The sequence below is a fragment of the Vineibacter terrae genome, assembly GCF_008039615.1.
Lineage (GTDB): Bacteria > Pseudomonadota > Alphaproteobacteria > Reyranellales > Reyranellaceae > Vineibacter > Vineibacter terrae.
The window spans coordinates 62,992-78,131 of record NZ_VDUZ01000009.1; the positions used below are offsets into that span (position 1 = coordinate 62,992).

A 15,140-nucleotide genomic window follows, 5' to 3' on the forward strand; every position below is an offset into this window, starting at 1 on the left:
ATGCCGCACCCCTATGCGATCCGGCTGGCGCGACGCAGCGAGCTGCGCACGGTCCAGCAGATCGAAAACATGGCGGACCTCGTCTTCCGCCGTGTCGCCATGCCGTGGGTGCTCGCCATGCAGCCGGCGCCGCTGCCGGTGCTGCAAGAGGCGTATCGGCGCGGCTGGCTCTGGGTCGCGGTCGACGGCATCAATCGTCCACTGGGGTTCGCGTTGTTGACGACCGTGGACGGCGAGGCCTACCTGCATCAGCTCTCGGTGCTGCCGCGCACCGCCGGCCGCGGCATCGGCTCGGCGTTGATCGAGAACGCCTGTGACGCGGCGCGCGCGGCGGATCATCGCACGCTCCTGCTGTCGACGTATGACGGTGTGCCCTGGAACGCGCCTTTCTACGCCCGCCGCGGGTTCGGGATCGTGCCGCCCGGTGCCTACACGCGCGCCCTGCGCGGCTTGCGTCAGGAGGAGATCAGGCTGGGGCATCCGGCATGGCGCCGGGTGCTGATGCGGCGGGCCGTGTAGCGCCGTGGCGTCGCGGCGCATGCCGCCGGCGGCCGGCTTCGCTATAGTGCGCCGGCACGCGAGGCAGGAGCGCGATTGATGGCAGGCGAGCAGCCGAAGATCAGCAAGGTCGACGTCCAGGAGGTCTTTCCGACGCCGCTGTGGATCGTCGACCTCGATCCTGCGACATATCGGCCGCTGAACGAGGCGCTGCGCGCCGAGATCGAGCGGCTGCTGACGCCGCGGCCGCCGATTCCCAAGGGCGCCAACTGGCAGACCGCGCAGGATCTGCACGAAAGCCCCAAGTTCGCGCGGCTGTGCGAGGTCGTGACGATGGCGGCGCGCGGCGCCATGCGCTGGTGGGGGCTCGAGGAGCACCCGCTGGTGATCACCGGCTGCTGGGCCAACATCAACCCGCCGGGCGCGCATCACCCGCGCCACACGCATCCCAACAACCTGCTGAGCGGCACCTACTACATCCAGGCGGGACCGGAGGCGGCGGAGATCGTGTTCTCCGATCCGCGGCCGCAGGCCCATGTGCTGATGCCGCGGCCGTCGCAGTTCAACACCCGCAACACCAACAGCCTGTCGGTCAAGGTGCAGGACGGGCGCATCGTGCTGTTCCCGTCATGGCTGCAGCATCATGTCGTCTCCAGCCAGAGCGATCTGGAACGCATGAGCATTGCGTTCAACTTCATGATTCCGCGCTACACCGAGACGCTGAGCTCGCCCATGTGGAAGGGCAACGTGTCGACGAGGAAGGCGGAATGATCGGCGATAGCCTGCCGATGGCAGGATGCGGGGAGGCGGACAGGTGATGATCGAACGCACGGAAATGCGGCAGATCTTTCCCACGCCGCTGTGGATCGTCGACCTGAAGGCAGACATGGCGCGTGCGGTCAACGGCAGGCTGATGGCCGAGATCACGAAGCTGGCGACGCCGCGTCCTGCCGTGCCCAAGGGCACCAACTGGCAGACCGATCCGGTGCTGCACAAGCTGCCGCAATTCGCCGAGTTCGTGAGCCTTGTCGAGACCGCGGCCCGTGGCGCCCTGCGCTCCCTGCGCCTCGAGAAGTATGCGATGTTCGTCACCGGCTGCTGGGCCAACATCAACCCGCCCGGGGGCATCAATTCCAGCCACAGCCACCCCAACAATTTCCTGAGCGGCGTCTACTACGTCTCCATCCCGCAGGGCGCCGACCGCATCGAGTTCCTCGATCCGCGGTCGCAGGCGCAGGTGCTGATGCCCCATCCCGAGGAATTCAACCCGCTCAACGGCAACAGCATGACCATCGAGGCGCGGGATGGCCGGCTGGTCCTGTTCCCGGGCTGGCTGGTCCACCAGGTGCCGATCAACATGTCGAATGCAGAGCGTGTGTCGATCGCCTTCAACCTGATGTTCCGCCAGTTCGGCGAGACCGCGTCGGCACCGCTGTGGAAGGGCCGCATCCCGATCAAGCTGCCGGGCTGATCCGGTACCCGCCTCGCTGCTCCCTGCTACACCCGACCCGTCATCCCGAGCGCAGCGAGGGATCTCCCGCGAAAGACGTACCGTGCGCCATTCGCAGGAGATCCCTCGCTACGCTCGGGATGACAGCCGTGACTCGCTATTTTCCGCGGTCCATCGCTTCCCAGTCGAACAGGCTGGGTTGCCTGTCGCCGAACCTCGCCACCGCCTGGCGGTGATAATCGGTATTGCGGGCGATCGCCTGGCTGGCGGCCTCCATCTCCAGAACCGCATGCAGGTCGAGCTCGAAGGAACGGTTGAGGATCGTCTTCGACATCGCGATCGCGGCCGTCGACGCGTGGCGGAAACGTGCGGCCAGCTTGCGGGCCTCGGCCATCAGGGTTTCGGGGGAATGGATGGCGTAGACGATTCCGAGCTCCTTCGCTTCCGCGGCGGGCAGCCGGCGGGCGCTGAAGATCAGCTCCTTGGCCTTCTGCAAGCCGACGATGCGCGGCAGCAGGAACAGGCCGGACCAATCCGGCACGAGGCCGATGCGGCCGAAGGCCTGCAGGAAGAAGGCGCGGGGCGTCGCCAGGATGAAATCGCCCGCAAGGGCGAGGTTGCATCCGGCGCCGGCCGCAGCGCCATCGACGGCGACGATCACCGGCAGCTCGAGATTGACGAGATCATGCAGGCGATTATGGGCATCGCGCATGCGTTTGCGCATTTCCAGAGGCGGCTCCTCCTGCGCGCGCATGCGCTTGACATCGCCGCCGGCCGAAAAGTTGCCGCCGGCGCCGGTGATGATCGCGGCCTTGATCTGCTGGCCCGCCTGCTCCTTGAGCAAGGCGAGCACCTGGTCGAGGTCGTGCCGCATCTCCGTCGACAGCGCATTGCGGGCTTCGGGGCGGTCGAGCGTGATGGTGGCGATCTCGTCGGCGACCTCGAAGCGAATGTGCGTGAGCTGCATCGTCATCCTCACTCGGTGGCGGTTCGCGGGGCGGCGCGTGCGACAAGCCGATCGGGGTCGTGCTCACCAAGCATCGGCGCCGGTCGTGCTGCGCGCGGGCGCAGGCCGTCGAACGACACCGGTAGACGAACGAGGCGGGCGTCGGAGCCTTCGACCGTGTCGAAGATATCGAGCGCCTGAACTTGCGGGTGGTCAAGCACGTCCGGCAGCGTGTTGACCGGCGCGCACGGGACGCCGGCCGCCGTCAGGCGCGCCATCCACTGGGCGCGCGTCGCACCGCGGACAAGGGGTGCGATCATGCCGTTCAGCATCTCGCGGTTTGCGCTGCGGCCGCGCGCGGTGCGGAAGCGCTCGTCGCTGGCCCACTCGGGATGGCCAAGCGCGCGCGCCAGCTTGGCGAACAGCCGGTCGTTGGCGCCGGCGATCATGATCTCGCCGTCCTGGGCGTCGAAGCAGCGATAGACCACGACCTTGGCGCTCCCGGACCGGGAGCGGCGTGGCAACTCACCCGAAGCGGCGTAGGTGGCAAGCGGAATGGCAAGCCAGCCGAGCGCGGTCTCCAGCAGCGAACCCTCCACGAGGCAGCCTTGCCCGGTGCGGTGTCGTTCCATCACCGCCGCAAGGCAGCCGAGCGCCGCCCAGATCCCGGTGCCAAGATCCAGCACCGAGGTGCCGATGCGCGCCGGCGGCGAGGCCTCGTCACCATTGACGCTGAACAGGCCCGAGAAGGCCTGGACGACCTCCTCGTAGCCCGGACTTCCCTGCAGCGGGCCGCGCGAGCCGAAGGCCGACAGCGAGCAGTAGACGAGACGTGGGTGCTCGGCACGCAGCGCGGCAGCGCCCAGACCGGCGGCTTCCATGGCGCCCGGGCGCATGTTCTCGATCAGCACGTCGTGCTCGGCGAGCTGCTGCCTGACCCAGGCGACGGAAGCGGGGTCCTTGAGGTCGAGCCGGATGCTCCTCTTGCCGCGATTCATGGTGTTGAACATCATGCTGGCGTCGCGGGCGAAGGGAGGCCCCCAGGCGCGGCAGTCGTCACCACCGTCGGGGCGCTCGATCTTGATCACGTCGGCTCCCAGGGCGGCGAGGATCTGGCCGGCCTGGGAGCCGGCAATATTGAGCGTGAACTCCATCACGCGCACGCCTTTCAGCGGCTGCATGGCCGTGTACCCCGCTTCTGCGACATGGATGCGAGCGTCCGGAATCCCGGTTGGCTCGCGTGTCAGGTGGCGATCTTGGCCTTGAGGATGATGTCGGCCCAGCGCTCGCGCTCATGGGTGATGAAGGCGGCGAGCTGTTCCGGCGTCAGCGGCGGCGACTCGCGACCGGGCGATGTGAGCGGCGGCTTGCCCGGGCCGCCGGCGATCTCCTCGATCACGGCCTGGTTGAGCGTGCGCACCACGTGGTCCGGCGTGCCGCTGCGCACGCAGAAGGTGACGAACGGCAGATTGATGACATTGGGCAGGCCCAGCTCGGCAAACGTGGGCACGTCCGGGTACATCGGGATGCGCTGCGTATGGCTCACGGCCAGCGGGATCATGTCCTTCTGCTTGACGAAGTCGATGATCTCGAAAGGCGTGGCGAACATCATGTCGATATCGCCCGACCGGATGGCCATCAGGGTCGGTGGGCTGCCGCGGTAATGCACGATCAGCGTGTCGATTCCGGCCTCCCGGTTGAACAGCTCCGCCACCAGATGCACCGTCGAGCCGACACCGCCGGACCCGATCGTGAGTTTTCCCGGGTTTGCCTTGGCCTTCGCGACCAGCTCGGCGAGCGAGTTGACGCCCAGGCCCGGGCGCACCACGAGCATGCCCGCGCCGCGCTGGACGAGGGCCACGGGCACGAAGTCCTTGGCCGGGTCATAGGGGAAGGTGCGTCCCGAGTTGCGCCAAAGAAACTCGCCGTTGACCAGCTCGCCGTTGGTGCCGATCAGCAGCGTGTAGCCGTCGGCCGGCGCGCGCAGCGCCTCGCTCGCCGCGATGGTTCCCGCCGCACCCACCTTGTTCTCGACGACGATCGACACGCCGAAGCGCTCGCTGAGCCGTTGGCAGACGGCGCGCACCGGCGCATCAACGCTGCTCCCCGGCGCCGATCCGACCAGGACACGCAACAGCTTCGTTGGCCAGCGCTCTTCTGCGCGCACGGCAGTGGCAGGCAGCATCGCGGCGGATGCCAGCGCTGCCAGGCGTCGTCTCGTCAGCATGTCTGTAATCTCCTTGGCCCGTTATCGGTCACAACGCCAGGTCGCCGTCCAGCATCGCCCTGGCGATGGCGCGCCGCAGGATCTCGTTCGAGCCGTCGGCGATGTTCACCTTGCGCATCGACACATAGGCCTCGGTCAGGTTCAGCTCGTTGGTCATGCCCATGGCGCCGTGCACCTGCATCACCGAATCGAGGGCCTTGGCGCCGGCCTGGACGGCAAAGGCCTTGGTCATCGACAGCTCCTTGCGGGCAGGCAGGCCGCGGTCGAGGAGCTGCGAGACGTTGAGGCTCATCAGGTGGGCGGCATGGATCTGCATTGCCGCCTCGGCCAGCGGGAAGGTCACCCCCTGGTATTCGGCAATCGGATGGCCGAAAGCCTGGCGCACCTTGGTGTACTCGAAGCCCATCTCCAGCGCCCAGCGCGAGACGCCGACGGCGCGGGCCGAGTTGTAGATGCGCCCGAGGTTGACCCCCAGCATCGCCGTGGCGAAGCCGCGGTGCAGCTCGCCGACCAGCTGGTAAGGCTCGATCCGCACGTCGTCGAAGTGCAGCAGCGCTTCGTCGCCGCCGGCGCTGCCCCACATCTTGATGATGCGCTCGACCTTGAAGCCGGGCGCATCGGTCGGCACCAGGAAGGCGCTGATGCCGCCCTTGCCCTGCGACGCGCGCTCCGCGTCGGTGACGGCAAAGACGATGCAGAACTCGGCATGTGGGCTGTTCGTCGTCCAGATCTTGCCGCCGCTCAGGCGCCAGCCATCGCCGTCGGCGACCGCGCGGGTTTTGATGCGCGCCGCATCCGAGCCGGCGCCGGGCTCGGACAACCCGAAGCACATGCTGGTCTTGCCGGACATCATGTCGGGCAGGATCCGGCGCTTGGCTTCCGGCGTCATCTTGGCGAGCACCGGGCTTGGTCCCATCGCCCAGTGGCTCACGGCGTAGTGGCCAAGCCAGTGCTTGTAGCCGCAGGCATGGAAGATCTTTTCCCACACGCCGAACCAGGCGACATGGCCCATCCCGGCGCCGCCGATCTGCTCGGGTGCGCACATGGCGTAGTAGCCGGCCGCGGCCGAGGCCATGCGGATCTCGCGGATGATGTCGAGCACGGCCGGGCTGAAGCGGCCGTCTTCGGCGTAGAGCTTGCGATCGTCATCCAGCAGCGCCTCGTGCCGCGCGTGTCGCGTGAAAACTTCCGCATGCAGGAAGCTTTCGATGCCGTCGCGCACGGCGCGCACATCTTCCGGGTACTCGTAGGCGATGGCATTCATGTCCGTTCCTCCCTCGGTCGGCGGACCGTGTTAGCACCCATCGGCGGCGGGCGGAGCGGCTGCGGGGCCCTTCGCGCATGATATTGCATATGCAATGTCGTGCGATGCCGGAGCCGCGCAGGAACTGCTCTCGGATCGAGCGATACGGGAGGCTGCCGGCTACGCGTCAGGCATCGTCTGGCAATGCGAGGCGACCTGCTTGCGCAGCACGTCGGCGAGAAGCCGATGCTCGGCCCGGATACGACGTGCCGACCCTGCCACTGAAAGCACCAGCGGCTTGTTGAGGATGTCGTTGAAAGGCAGCCGCACGGCGACCGAGCCAACGTCGCGGAACACACCGTTCGTGATCCAACCGTAGCCGTCGCGACGGGTGCGGCCGACATGGCGCAGAACGCACCCGAGATCCTCGTGCTGCGCGGCAGCGGTGGCGTTGATCAGGCGCACGATGCGGCCGACCTCCGCATCGGTCCGTTCGGCCAGCAGCACCAGGCCACCGGCGCCGCGGCAGATCGGCCGCGATGTCCCCGGCCGCAGGGCCAGCTTGGATGACGACCGGCGCGCCTCGATGACGTACATGTATTGCAGCTCGACACCGTTCTGCGTGCAGAGCATCGTCGTCATGCGCGTCAGCTCGCGCACCCGTGCCAGCAGTCCGAAGATCTCGTTGCGACCGAACGTGCCGGCGTGGATCCATCCGCCGAGCAGAGCCACGCGCATGGTCGGCGCGAAGCGGCGTGTCTCGGTGTCGTAGTTCAGGTATCCCGTGCGCCGCAGGTCGTTCATCAGGAACGACGTGCTCGACTGCGGGTAGCCGAGCATGGCGGCGATCTCGCCTACTGCTGCCGGCCGGCGCAGCTTCTCGTAGAGATCAAGAATCTCGAGCGCCCGGCGTGCCGATTTCACCGACCGTTCTGCCGCCATGGAGTCAGGCCGATGCGAGGGCCATCTTCTTCAACGACGCCGCCAGCACCGGCGTCGGCCACAGCGACGCTTGCGAGGCGGCCTCGTAGGCCGCAGCGGCGCGCAGGATCAGGCGCTCGCTGTATTTCGGCCCGACGATCTGCAGGCCTGCCGGCAGGCCATCGGATGTGACGCCGCAGCGGATCGTGGCGCAGGGCTGGCCGGTATAGTTGAACGCCACCGTGAACGGCGTGGCCCGCGCCCAGCGGTCGTTGCCCTGGGCGTGGTAGGGCATGGCGGCATTCACCGGCGGCGCCGGGATCGTGGGCATCAGCAGCAGGTCATGGCGCTGATGGAAGAGCGCCATCTCCGTGCCCAGCTCGATGCGCGCCAACTCGCCGGCATAGGCCTCGGCGCGCGTCACAGACTGGCCACGCCGCGCCAGCTCCAGGAAGCCGGGATCAAGCTCGGGCCAGCGCGCCGGCGGGATGCGCGCCAGGGTCTCGCCGAAGCCTGCCAGCCAATAGGCCTCGAACCGCGGCCGCAGCGGCGCGGTGATCTCGCCGACCTCCTCGACGATCGCGCCCAGCTGCCCGAGCACGCGGGCCGCGGCCTGGACCAGCGTCGCAACCTCCGGGTCGGTCTGGGCGCCCCCGAACGTCGTCGTCACGGCGATCTTCAGGCCGTCGACGCCCCGCCACAGGTCGGCACCGAAATCCTCGCCGGTATAGGGCAGGGCGTACCAGTCGCGCGGGTCGGGCCTGGCCATCTCGTTCAGCATCAGGGCCGCATCCGCCACCGACCGTGTGATCGGGCCGGCGGCGACCAGCGTGCCGAAGGCACCTTTGTGCGGCGCATGTGGCACGCGGCCGAAGGTGGGCTTGAGCCCGAACAGCCCGCAATGCGTCGCCGGAATCCGCACCGAGCCGCCGCCATCGGTGCCCAGGGCCAGAGTGCCGATGCCGGCGGCCAGCGCTGCCGCCGCGCCGCCGGACGAGCCGCCCGGGGTGCGCTCGAGGTTCCAGGGGTTGCGCGTGGTGCCGAACAACGGCCCGTCGGTCATGCCCTTCCAGCCGAACTCGGGCGTCGTCGTCTTGCCCAGGATCACGCAGCCGGCCGCGCGCAGCCGGGCTGCTTCCGGACAATCCTGCGCTGCCGGCGCGTCCGGTGTCGTCCGCGAGCCGGCGCGGGTCGGGAAGCCCTGAAGATCGACCGTGTCCTTGATCGTGACCGGCACGCCGTCGAGCGGCGACAATGGCGCGCCACTGCGCCAGCGCGCCGCCGAGGCCTGCGCCTGGGCCATCGCGCCATCGCGGTCGATCACCATGAACGCATTGAGCGTGCCGTTGTAGCGCTCGATGCGGGCGAATGCCGTCTCCGCGACCTCGACCGGCGAGAGGGCGGCGCGCCGGTAGAGACCCCGCAACTCGAGCGCGGTCAGCCATTCGATCGAGGAGGCCATGGTCCGGTTACCTTCCGCAACGTGAAACTCAAGAGGCCGCCATCATTGCCTCACCGGGGATCGTCAGTCGCCGGCCGCGGCGTCGTATTTCTCGATGCGGGCGTTGATTGACGCTTCGGCCTGGGCGCGCACGGCGTCGCCATCGGGTCCCTTGTAGAATAGTGGCTCCCAGCGACGCACGGCTTCGCCGTCCGCGGCCCAGGCGTGGCACGTGTCGATGACCGACGGCGGCCGCCGTTCCTCAGGCGTCAGGGGCCGCGGGCGGGAGGGCGTCTTGCCGCTGGCGGCCGCCAACCGTGCCTTGTGCTCCTGCATCAGCTCGCGCGCCTTGTCGCTGTGCATGGTCTGGTAGGCGGTGGTGGCCACCGGCCCGAGCAGCTCGACCAGATGGGTGCAGCCCTGGGTGCCGCCGACCCGTTCGCGCGCCTGGCGGTGGAAGCCACCGGCAATGCGCAGGCCGATCAGGCGCTTGAAGTTGGGCGTGATCTCGGGACAGACCCGATAGGGGGAGTTGTCGGTCACCGCTTCGACGTCGCGGATCACCATGTGCTCGTCGAGCGTCAGGCGGATCCACATGTTGTGCACGTATTCGCCGGGCTGCAGCTCACCGCGCCAGTCGCCGTCATTTGGATAGTGCTTCTCGTCGGTGATGTGGCCCTCGATGTCCCAAAGCCCGTCCTCACGGAAAAAGCCCTGACACGTCACCTTGCGCGTGTGCAGGGGCCGGCGGGCGGCCGGCGCGGAAAGCGGCATGTCGATCCTCGATCATGAATGGACGTTTATTTGACGCGGACTATAGCCGCGACCGGCCGGTGCGCAACCTGCGACACGGTGCTCACAGGCCGGGCGGTTCGGCCGCTGGCGGCACCAGGCGCAGCTGCGCGATGCGGTTGCCCTCGCGCTTGAGGACCTCGAAGCGGAAACCGTGGAAAGCGAAAGTCTGTCCGACATCCGGAATGCGCCGGGCCTCGTGCAGCACCAGGCCCGCGATCGTCGTGGCCAGGTCCTCCGGCAGCTCCCATCCGAACTCGCGGTTGAGGTCGCGCACCGGCACGCCGCCGGCGCAGACATAGCTGCCATCGGCCGAGACCTCGACGCCGACCACCCGTATGTCGTGCTCGTCGTCGATCTCGCCGACGATCTCCTCGATGATATCCTCCAGGGTCACGACACCCTGCAGCGCGCCGTACTCGTCGATCACCAGCGCGAAATGCTCGCGCCGCTGCTTGAACGCCTGAAGCTGGTCCAGCAGGCTGGTCGTCTCCGGGATGAACCACGGCTCGCTGACGAAGGCGTCGAGGTTCAGCGTCGCCAGCGGGCCATCGTGGCGCTGCACGGCACGGAACAGCGCCTTGGCGTGGATCACGCCCACGATGTTCTCCAGCTGGCCACGATAGAGCGGCAGGCGCGTGTGCGGGCTCTTCAGCACGTGATCGACCAGCTTGTCGGTCGGCATGTCGATGTCGAAGGCTTCGACATTGGCGCGATGGGTCATCACCGCCTCGACACCGAGATTCGCCAGGTCCAGCACCGAGCGCAGCATCTTCTTCTCGGTCGGCGCCTCGGGCTCGTGGCCGCCCTCGCCATGCAGGTCGATGGCGCCGCGCAGCAATTCGTTCTGCGCATGAGCGTCATGGCCGACCACCGGCCGCACGCCCAATAGCCGCAGGAAGAACCGGGCCGTCGCCGATACCGCGCGCGCCGTCGGGCCCAGCAGCGTCAGCGCCACCTTCAGCCCCGGCGCCAGCACCAGCGCCACCCGGTCGGCATGCAGCAGCGCCCATGTCTTGGGCATCACTTCGGCGAACAGCACGACCATCACGGTGATGCCCACGGTGGCGTAGGCGACGCCGGCGGCGCCGAAGAGATCGGCCAGGACGGCCGTCGTGAGGGACGCCGCCAGGATGTTGACGACGTTGTAGCCGACCAGGATGGCGCTGATGACCTGGTCCTTCTGGTCGAGCAGGCTGTTGACGGTGGCGGCGCGGCGATTGCCCTGATGCTGGAGGCGGTGCATGCGCGGACGCGAGGCGCCGGTGATCGCAGTCTCGGCCGCCGACAGGAATGCGGAGACGATCAGGCACAGCAGCACCAACGGGCCGGCGATGGCCGGTGACAGGCCCAGGTCGAGCTGCGGTTCCACGTCGGTATGCCGTCAGGCGGCGAGCGCGCGACGCACCGTGTCCAGCGCCGGCGCCTCGTCGGTACCACGCGCCACGAAGGCCTGGCCGATACCGCGTGCCAGCACGAAGGTGATGCGGCCGTCGCGATTCTTCTTGTCGCCGCGCATGTGGTCGATCAGCCGCGCCGCGTCCCAGGCCCGGGCGTTGTCGCCGGGGATGGCGCGCGGCGAGGTCGCCAGGCCGACCGCCTCCAGATGCCGGCGCACGCGCGCGGCGTCCTGCGGCGGGCACAGGCTGAGCGCCGCCGACATGTCGAAGGCCATCACCATGCCGATGCCCACGGCCTCGCCGTGCAGGAGATTGGCGCCGTAGCCGGTCTCCTTCTCCAGGGCGTGCCCAAAGGTATGGCCGAGGTTGAGCAGCGCGCGCAGGTCGCCGGTCTCGCGCTCGTCGCCGGCCACGATGCGCGCCTTGGCGGCGCAGCTGCGGGCCACCGCCTCGGTGCGCGCAGCATGATCGCCGTCGAGCAGCGAGCGGCCATTGGCCTCCAGCCAGGCGAAGAACGGCGCGTCGTCGATCAGCCCGTACTTCACCACTTCGGCGTAGCCGGCCAGCAGCTCGCGCCGCGGCAGGGTGTCGAGCGCCGTGATGTCGGCGATCACCAGGCGCGGCTGGTGGAAGCTGCCCACCAGGTTCTTGCCGTGCCGGGTGTTGATGCCGGTCTTGCCGCCGACCGAGCTGTCGACCTGGGCCAGCAGGGTGGTCGGTATCTGGATGAAGTCGACGCCGCGCAGCAGCACCGCGGCGGCGAACCCGGTCAGGTCGCCGACCACGCCACCACCCAGCGCGATCAGCACGGTGCCGCGATCAGGCCGGTGGTCGAGCAGCGCCTCCATGAGGCGCTGGAAGGCGCCGAACTCCTTGCTGCCCTCGCCGGCCGGCACGACGACGGTGTCGGTACGCACACCGGCGCTGTCGAGGGAGCGCACCACACGGTCGAGGTGCAGCGGCGCCACCACTGCGTCGGTGACCACGATGGCGCGGCGGCCCGTTATCAGCGGCGCGCACAGCTTGCCGGCGCGGTCGAGCAGGCCGGCGCCGATCTCGATGACATAACGGCGGTCGCCCAGTTCCACCGCCACTTGGCGCGAGGCTTCGCTCATGACGCGGCTCCAGCCGGTGTGCGGGCATGCAGGAAGTCCGTCAGGGCCGCCAGCACATCGTCGGTGGTGCGTTCGGCGGGCGCATCGCGGCTGTCGACCGTGATGTCCGCCTCGGCATAGACAGGATAGCGCAGGGCCATCAGCCGCCGCAGCACGGTTTCGGGGTCGTCCTGCTTCAGAAGCGGCCGGTTCGTGCGCCGGCCGACGCGCTCGATCAGCACCGGCAGCTCGGCCCGCAGCCAGATCGTGATCGCTCGCTGGCGCATCAGGGTGCGCGTCTGGATGTCCATGAAGGCGCCACCGCCGGTCGCCAGCACGATCGTCGGCCCGTCCAGCAGGCGCTGGATCACCCGGCGCTCGCCGGCCCGGAACTGGGCCTCGCCGTAGCGGTCGAAGAATTCCTCGATGGTGCAGGCGGCGGCCGCCTCGATCTCGGCGTCGGCGTCGACGAAAGGCAACCCCAGCCGGCCGGCCAGCCGTCTGCCGATGGCGCTCTTGCCGGCCCCCATCAGGCCGACGAGCGCTACCGTGCGGTCCGGCACGGGCACGCTGCTAGCAATCTGCATGGCGCAGCGCATGGTTTGCCGCAAGATCGCCAAATGAGGCGGGAAAAAGGCGATTCACCGAACGTTCTCAATGTGTTGCATACCACCGCAATTGTCATCGCGATGCGCACGCTATAGTGTGGGCACTATCGCCGCTCGCGCGCCGCCACACAAGCGGGGCGCGGGTCGTCCCTCCGACCCCAAAGCCGGCCCCATGTTCGGTCGACGTAGCCAATTCCAAGGCGGCACCAGCGTGCGTTCCGTTTTCCTGATCGTCCTGGCCATTGTCCTGGTGGCGGGATTCGTCGTTCTGGCGTTCATCGACGTGGCGCCGCCGCAGCGGACCCGCGAGATCCCGATCCCGCCGGAGCGCTTCAGCAAATGACGGCGTCGCGCGTGCCTGCCGCTGCGGCCGGGCCGGTGGCCGGCCGTCCCGGCGGGCCGGCGCGGCGGCGAGGCCGGCGGCCCAAGGACGAGCCGCGCCGGGCTCCCGAGGTCGAGCTGTTCCTGGAGATGCTGGCGGCGGAGCGCGGGGCTGCAGCCAACACGGTCGAGGCCTATGGCCGCGATCTCGGTGCCCTGTGCGCTTTTCTGGCCCGGCGCAAGGAGGGCCCGCTCGACGCTACGCCGGATGCGCTGCGGGCTTACATCGCCAGCCTGCGTCATCTTGGCATGGCGGCGCGGACCTCGGCGCGCCGGCTGTCGGCGATCCGCCAGTTCTTTCGCTTCCTGCTGGCCGAGGGCCAGAGGGCCGACGACCCGTCGGCCGTGCTCGATTCGCCGCGGCTGGACCGGCCGTTGCCCAAGGTGCTGTCGCAGGACGACGTCATGGCGCTGATCGCCGCGGCGGCCAGGCGCGATGCCGCCGAGGGCCTGCGGCTGTCGGCGCTGATGGAGCTGCTCTACGCCACCGGCATGCGCGTGTCGGAGCTGGTGAGCCTGCCGCTGGCTGCGGTCGAGCGCGACCCGGAAGCGCTGATCGTGCGCGGCAAGGGCGGCAAGGAGCGCCTCGTGCCGCTGGGCGAGCCGGCGCGCGATGCCATCCTGGCCTGGCTGGGGGCGCGCGCGGCCGGCCTGCGGCCTGGCCAGACCTCGCCTTATCTCTTCCCTTCGCGCAGCCGCGAAGGCCATCTGACCCGCCAGCGCTTCGCGCAGCTGCTCAAGGAGCTGGCCATCGCGGCCGAGCTCGATCCGCAGCGCGTCTCGCCGCATGTGCTGCGCCACGCTTTCGCCAGCCATCTGCTGGCGCACGGCGCGGACCTGCGCAGCGTTCAACTCATGCTCGGCCACGCCGACATCGCCACGACACAGATCTATACCCACGTGCTCGACGAGAAGCTGCGCGCCCTGGTCGAGGACAAGCATCCGCTGGCGAAGAAGGACGGATAGGCTCTTCACTCCCCAACGCTTGGGTTGGAGGAGGTTGCGGTTGACAGCAGCCGTCGGGTGGGCTTGTTGCTGCGCTGCGATAGCACATGATAGTGCATCGCGGCAAAGATGCCGCAGCAAGAGGTAGGACCATGAGCTTCACCATCGTCGAGCCGGTCACGTCGCGCCTGAACCGCAGCGAGCTGGCTGTGCCGTGCAGCCGGGTCGAGCTGTTCGAGAAGGCCGCCAAGGGCGCCGCCGACGTGATCTTCCTCGACCTCGAGGATGCGGTCGCGCCGGACGACAAGGAGCGGGCGCGCAAGAATTGCATCCAGGCGCTGAACGACGTCGATTGGCGCGGCAAGACCATCTCGCTGCGCGTCAACGGGCTCGACACCCACTGGATGTACCGCGACGTGGTCGACGTGCTGGAGGGCGCGCCAGGCAAGCTCGACCTGATCATGATCCCCAAGGCCGGCACGGCCGCCGACATCTATGCCGTCGACATGCTGGTGACGCAGATCGAGGCCGCGACCAAGGTGACCAAGCGCATCGGCTTCGAGATGATCATCGAAACGGCGCTGGGCATGCAGAACGTCGATGCCATCGCCGGCGCCAGCAAGCGCAACGAGTCGCTGCATTTCGGCGTTGCCGACTACGCCGCCTCGACCAAGGCCAAGACCGTGAACATCGGCGGCCCGCACCCGCAATACGGCGTGCTCACCGACAAGGACGCCGACGGCAAGCGCGACTATTTCTGGGGCGATGTCTGGCACTACGCGCTCTCGCGCATGGTGGTGGCGGCGCGCGCGCACGGCCTGCGGCCGATCGACGGGCCCTTCGGCGACTTCTCCGATGCCGACGGCTTCCGCGCCCAGGCCAATCGCGCCGCGGTGCTGGGCTGCGAGGGCAAGTGGGCGATCCATCCCTCGCAGATCGGGTTGGCCAACGAGGTCTTCGGACCCAGCGCGGCCGAGGTCGCCAACGCCAAGCGCATCCTCGATGCCATGCTGGCGGCGCAGCGCGAGGGCAAGGGCGCGGTGGCGCTGGACGGCAAGCTGATCGACAACGCTTCGATCAAGCAGGCCCAGGTTCTGCTCAACATGGCGCAACGTCTGGGCATGGCGGTGTAGGCGCCCGGCGCTTGACACTGAAGCGCTTGGCCGGCTAGCGGTCGACAGCGCGCAACCGGAG

At 68.7% G+C, this 15,140-nt stretch carries 16 protein-coding genes; 6 read left to right on the top strand and 10 right to left on the bottom strand.

Annotation, left to right across the window (positions count from 1 at the left end; genetic code table 11):
• The 3 genes from FHP25_RS10105 to FHP25_RS10115 all read left to right on the top strand — a co-directional run bounded on the left by FHP25_RS10105 (position 1) and on the right by FHP25_RS10115 (position 1,969).
• Positions 1-519, top strand: a complete 519-nt coding sequence (locus tag FHP25_RS10105; RefSeq protein WP_147846808.1) for a GNAT family N-acetyltransferase — start codon at positions 1-3, stop codon at positions 517-519.
• Between the two features lie 78 nt (positions 520-597).
• Positions 598-1,269: a TIGR02466 family protein gene (locus FHP25_RS10110; RefSeq protein ID WP_147846809.1), complete on the top strand. Its 672-nt coding sequence runs from the start codon at positions 598-600 to the stop codon at positions 1,267-1,269.
• Between the two features lie 46 nt (positions 1,270-1,315).
• Positions 1,316-1,969 carry a TIGR02466 family protein gene (locus tag FHP25_RS10115; RefSeq protein WP_178133434.1) on the top strand — a complete coding sequence of 218 codons (654 nt, stop codon included), beginning with the start codon at positions 1,316-1,318 and terminating at the stop codon, positions 1,967-1,969.
• 136 nt (positions 1,970-2,105) lie between these two features.
• Here FHP25_RS10115 and FHP25_RS10120 read toward each other — a convergent pair whose 3' ends face one another.
• The 10 genes from FHP25_RS10120 to FHP25_RS10165 form a co-directional block, all read right to left on the bottom strand.
• Complete coding sequence (locus tag FHP25_RS10120; RefSeq protein WP_147846811.1) at positions 2,106-2,915, bottom strand: enoyl-CoA hydratase/isomerase family protein; 810 nt, start codon at positions 2,913-2,915, stop codon at positions 2,106-2,108.
• Positions 2,916-2,923: 8 nt separating this feature from the next.
• Positions 2,924-4,075, bottom strand: a complete 1,152-nt coding sequence (locus FHP25_RS10125) for a CaiB/BaiF CoA transferase family protein (protein ID WP_147846812.1) — start codon at positions 4,073-4,075, stop codon at positions 2,924-2,926.
• 62 nt (positions 4,076-4,137) lie between these two features.
• Positions 4,138-5,121 carry a Bug family tripartite tricarboxylate transporter substrate binding protein gene (locus tag FHP25_RS10130; protein WP_147846813.1) on the bottom strand — a complete coding sequence of 328 codons (984 nt, stop codon included), beginning with the start codon at positions 5,119-5,121 and terminating at the stop codon, positions 4,138-4,140.
• A gap of 28 nt (positions 5,122-5,149) precedes the next feature.
• A complete protein-coding gene (locus FHP25_RS10135; RefSeq protein ID WP_147846814.1) occupies positions 5,150-6,385 on the bottom strand; it encodes an acyl-CoA dehydrogenase family protein in 1,236 nt (411 codons plus the stop codon).
• 159 nt (positions 6,386-6,544) lie between these two features.
• Positions 6,545-7,288, bottom strand: a complete 744-nt coding sequence (locus tag FHP25_RS10140; RefSeq protein ID WP_178133436.1) for an IclR family transcriptional regulator — start codon at positions 7,286-7,288, stop codon at positions 6,545-6,547.
• 22 nt (positions 7,289-7,310) lie between these two features.
• Complete coding sequence (locus FHP25_RS10145; RefSeq protein WP_147846816.1) at positions 7,311-8,747, bottom strand: amidase; 1,437 nt, start codon at positions 8,745-8,747, stop codon at positions 7,311-7,313.
• A gap of 63 nt (positions 8,748-8,810) precedes the next feature.
• A complete protein-coding gene (locus FHP25_RS10150) occupies positions 8,811-9,500 on the bottom strand; it encodes a DUF2889 domain-containing protein (RefSeq protein ID WP_147846817.1) in 690 nt (229 codons plus the stop codon).
• A gap of 82 nt (positions 9,501-9,582) precedes the next feature.
• The gene (locus tag FHP25_RS10155; protein ID WP_147846818.1) at positions 9,583-10,890 is read right to left on the bottom strand and encodes an HlyC/CorC family transporter; all 1,308 of its coding nucleotides are present in this window, start codon (positions 10,888-10,890) and stop codon (positions 9,583-9,585) included.
• 12 nt (positions 10,891-10,902) lie between these two features.
• Positions 10,903-12,033, bottom strand: a complete 1,131-nt coding sequence (gene aroB / locus FHP25_RS10160; RefSeq protein ID WP_147846819.1) for a 3-dehydroquinate synthase — start codon at positions 12,031-12,033, stop codon at positions 10,903-10,905.
• Positions 12,030-12,599: a shikimate kinase gene (locus FHP25_RS10165; protein ID WP_147846820.1), complete on the bottom strand. Its 570-nt coding sequence runs from the start codon at positions 12,597-12,599 to the stop codon at positions 12,030-12,032. The genes aroB and FHP25_RS10165 overlap by 4 nt, the downstream gene beginning before the upstream one ends.
• A 232-nt stretch (positions 12,600-12,831) precedes the next feature.
• Between FHP25_RS10165 and FHP25_RS42255 the strand changes: the two genes are divergently transcribed.
• The 3 genes from FHP25_RS42255 to FHP25_RS10175 all read left to right on the top strand — a co-directional run bounded on the left by FHP25_RS42255 (position 12,832) and on the right by FHP25_RS10175 (position 15,079).
• Positions 12,832-12,963 (top strand): hypothetical protein, encoded by a 132-nt coding sequence (locus tag FHP25_RS42255; protein ID WP_269434391.1) that lies wholly within the window; start codon positions 12,832-12,834, stop codon positions 12,961-12,963.
• Positions 12,960-13,967, top strand: coding sequence for a site-specific tyrosine recombinase XerD (locus FHP25_RS10170; RefSeq protein ID WP_147846821.1), 1,008 nt, complete (start codon positions 12,960-12,962; stop codon positions 13,965-13,967). The genes FHP25_RS42255 and FHP25_RS10170 overlap by 4 nt, the downstream gene beginning before the upstream one ends.
• A gap of 131 nt (positions 13,968-14,098) precedes the next feature.
• Entirely contained in the window at positions 14,099-15,079 is a 981-nt protein-coding gene (locus tag FHP25_RS10175; RefSeq protein WP_147846822.1) for an HpcH/HpaI aldolase/citrate lyase family protein, read from the top strand.
• Positions 15,080-15,140: the final 61 nt, after the last annotated feature.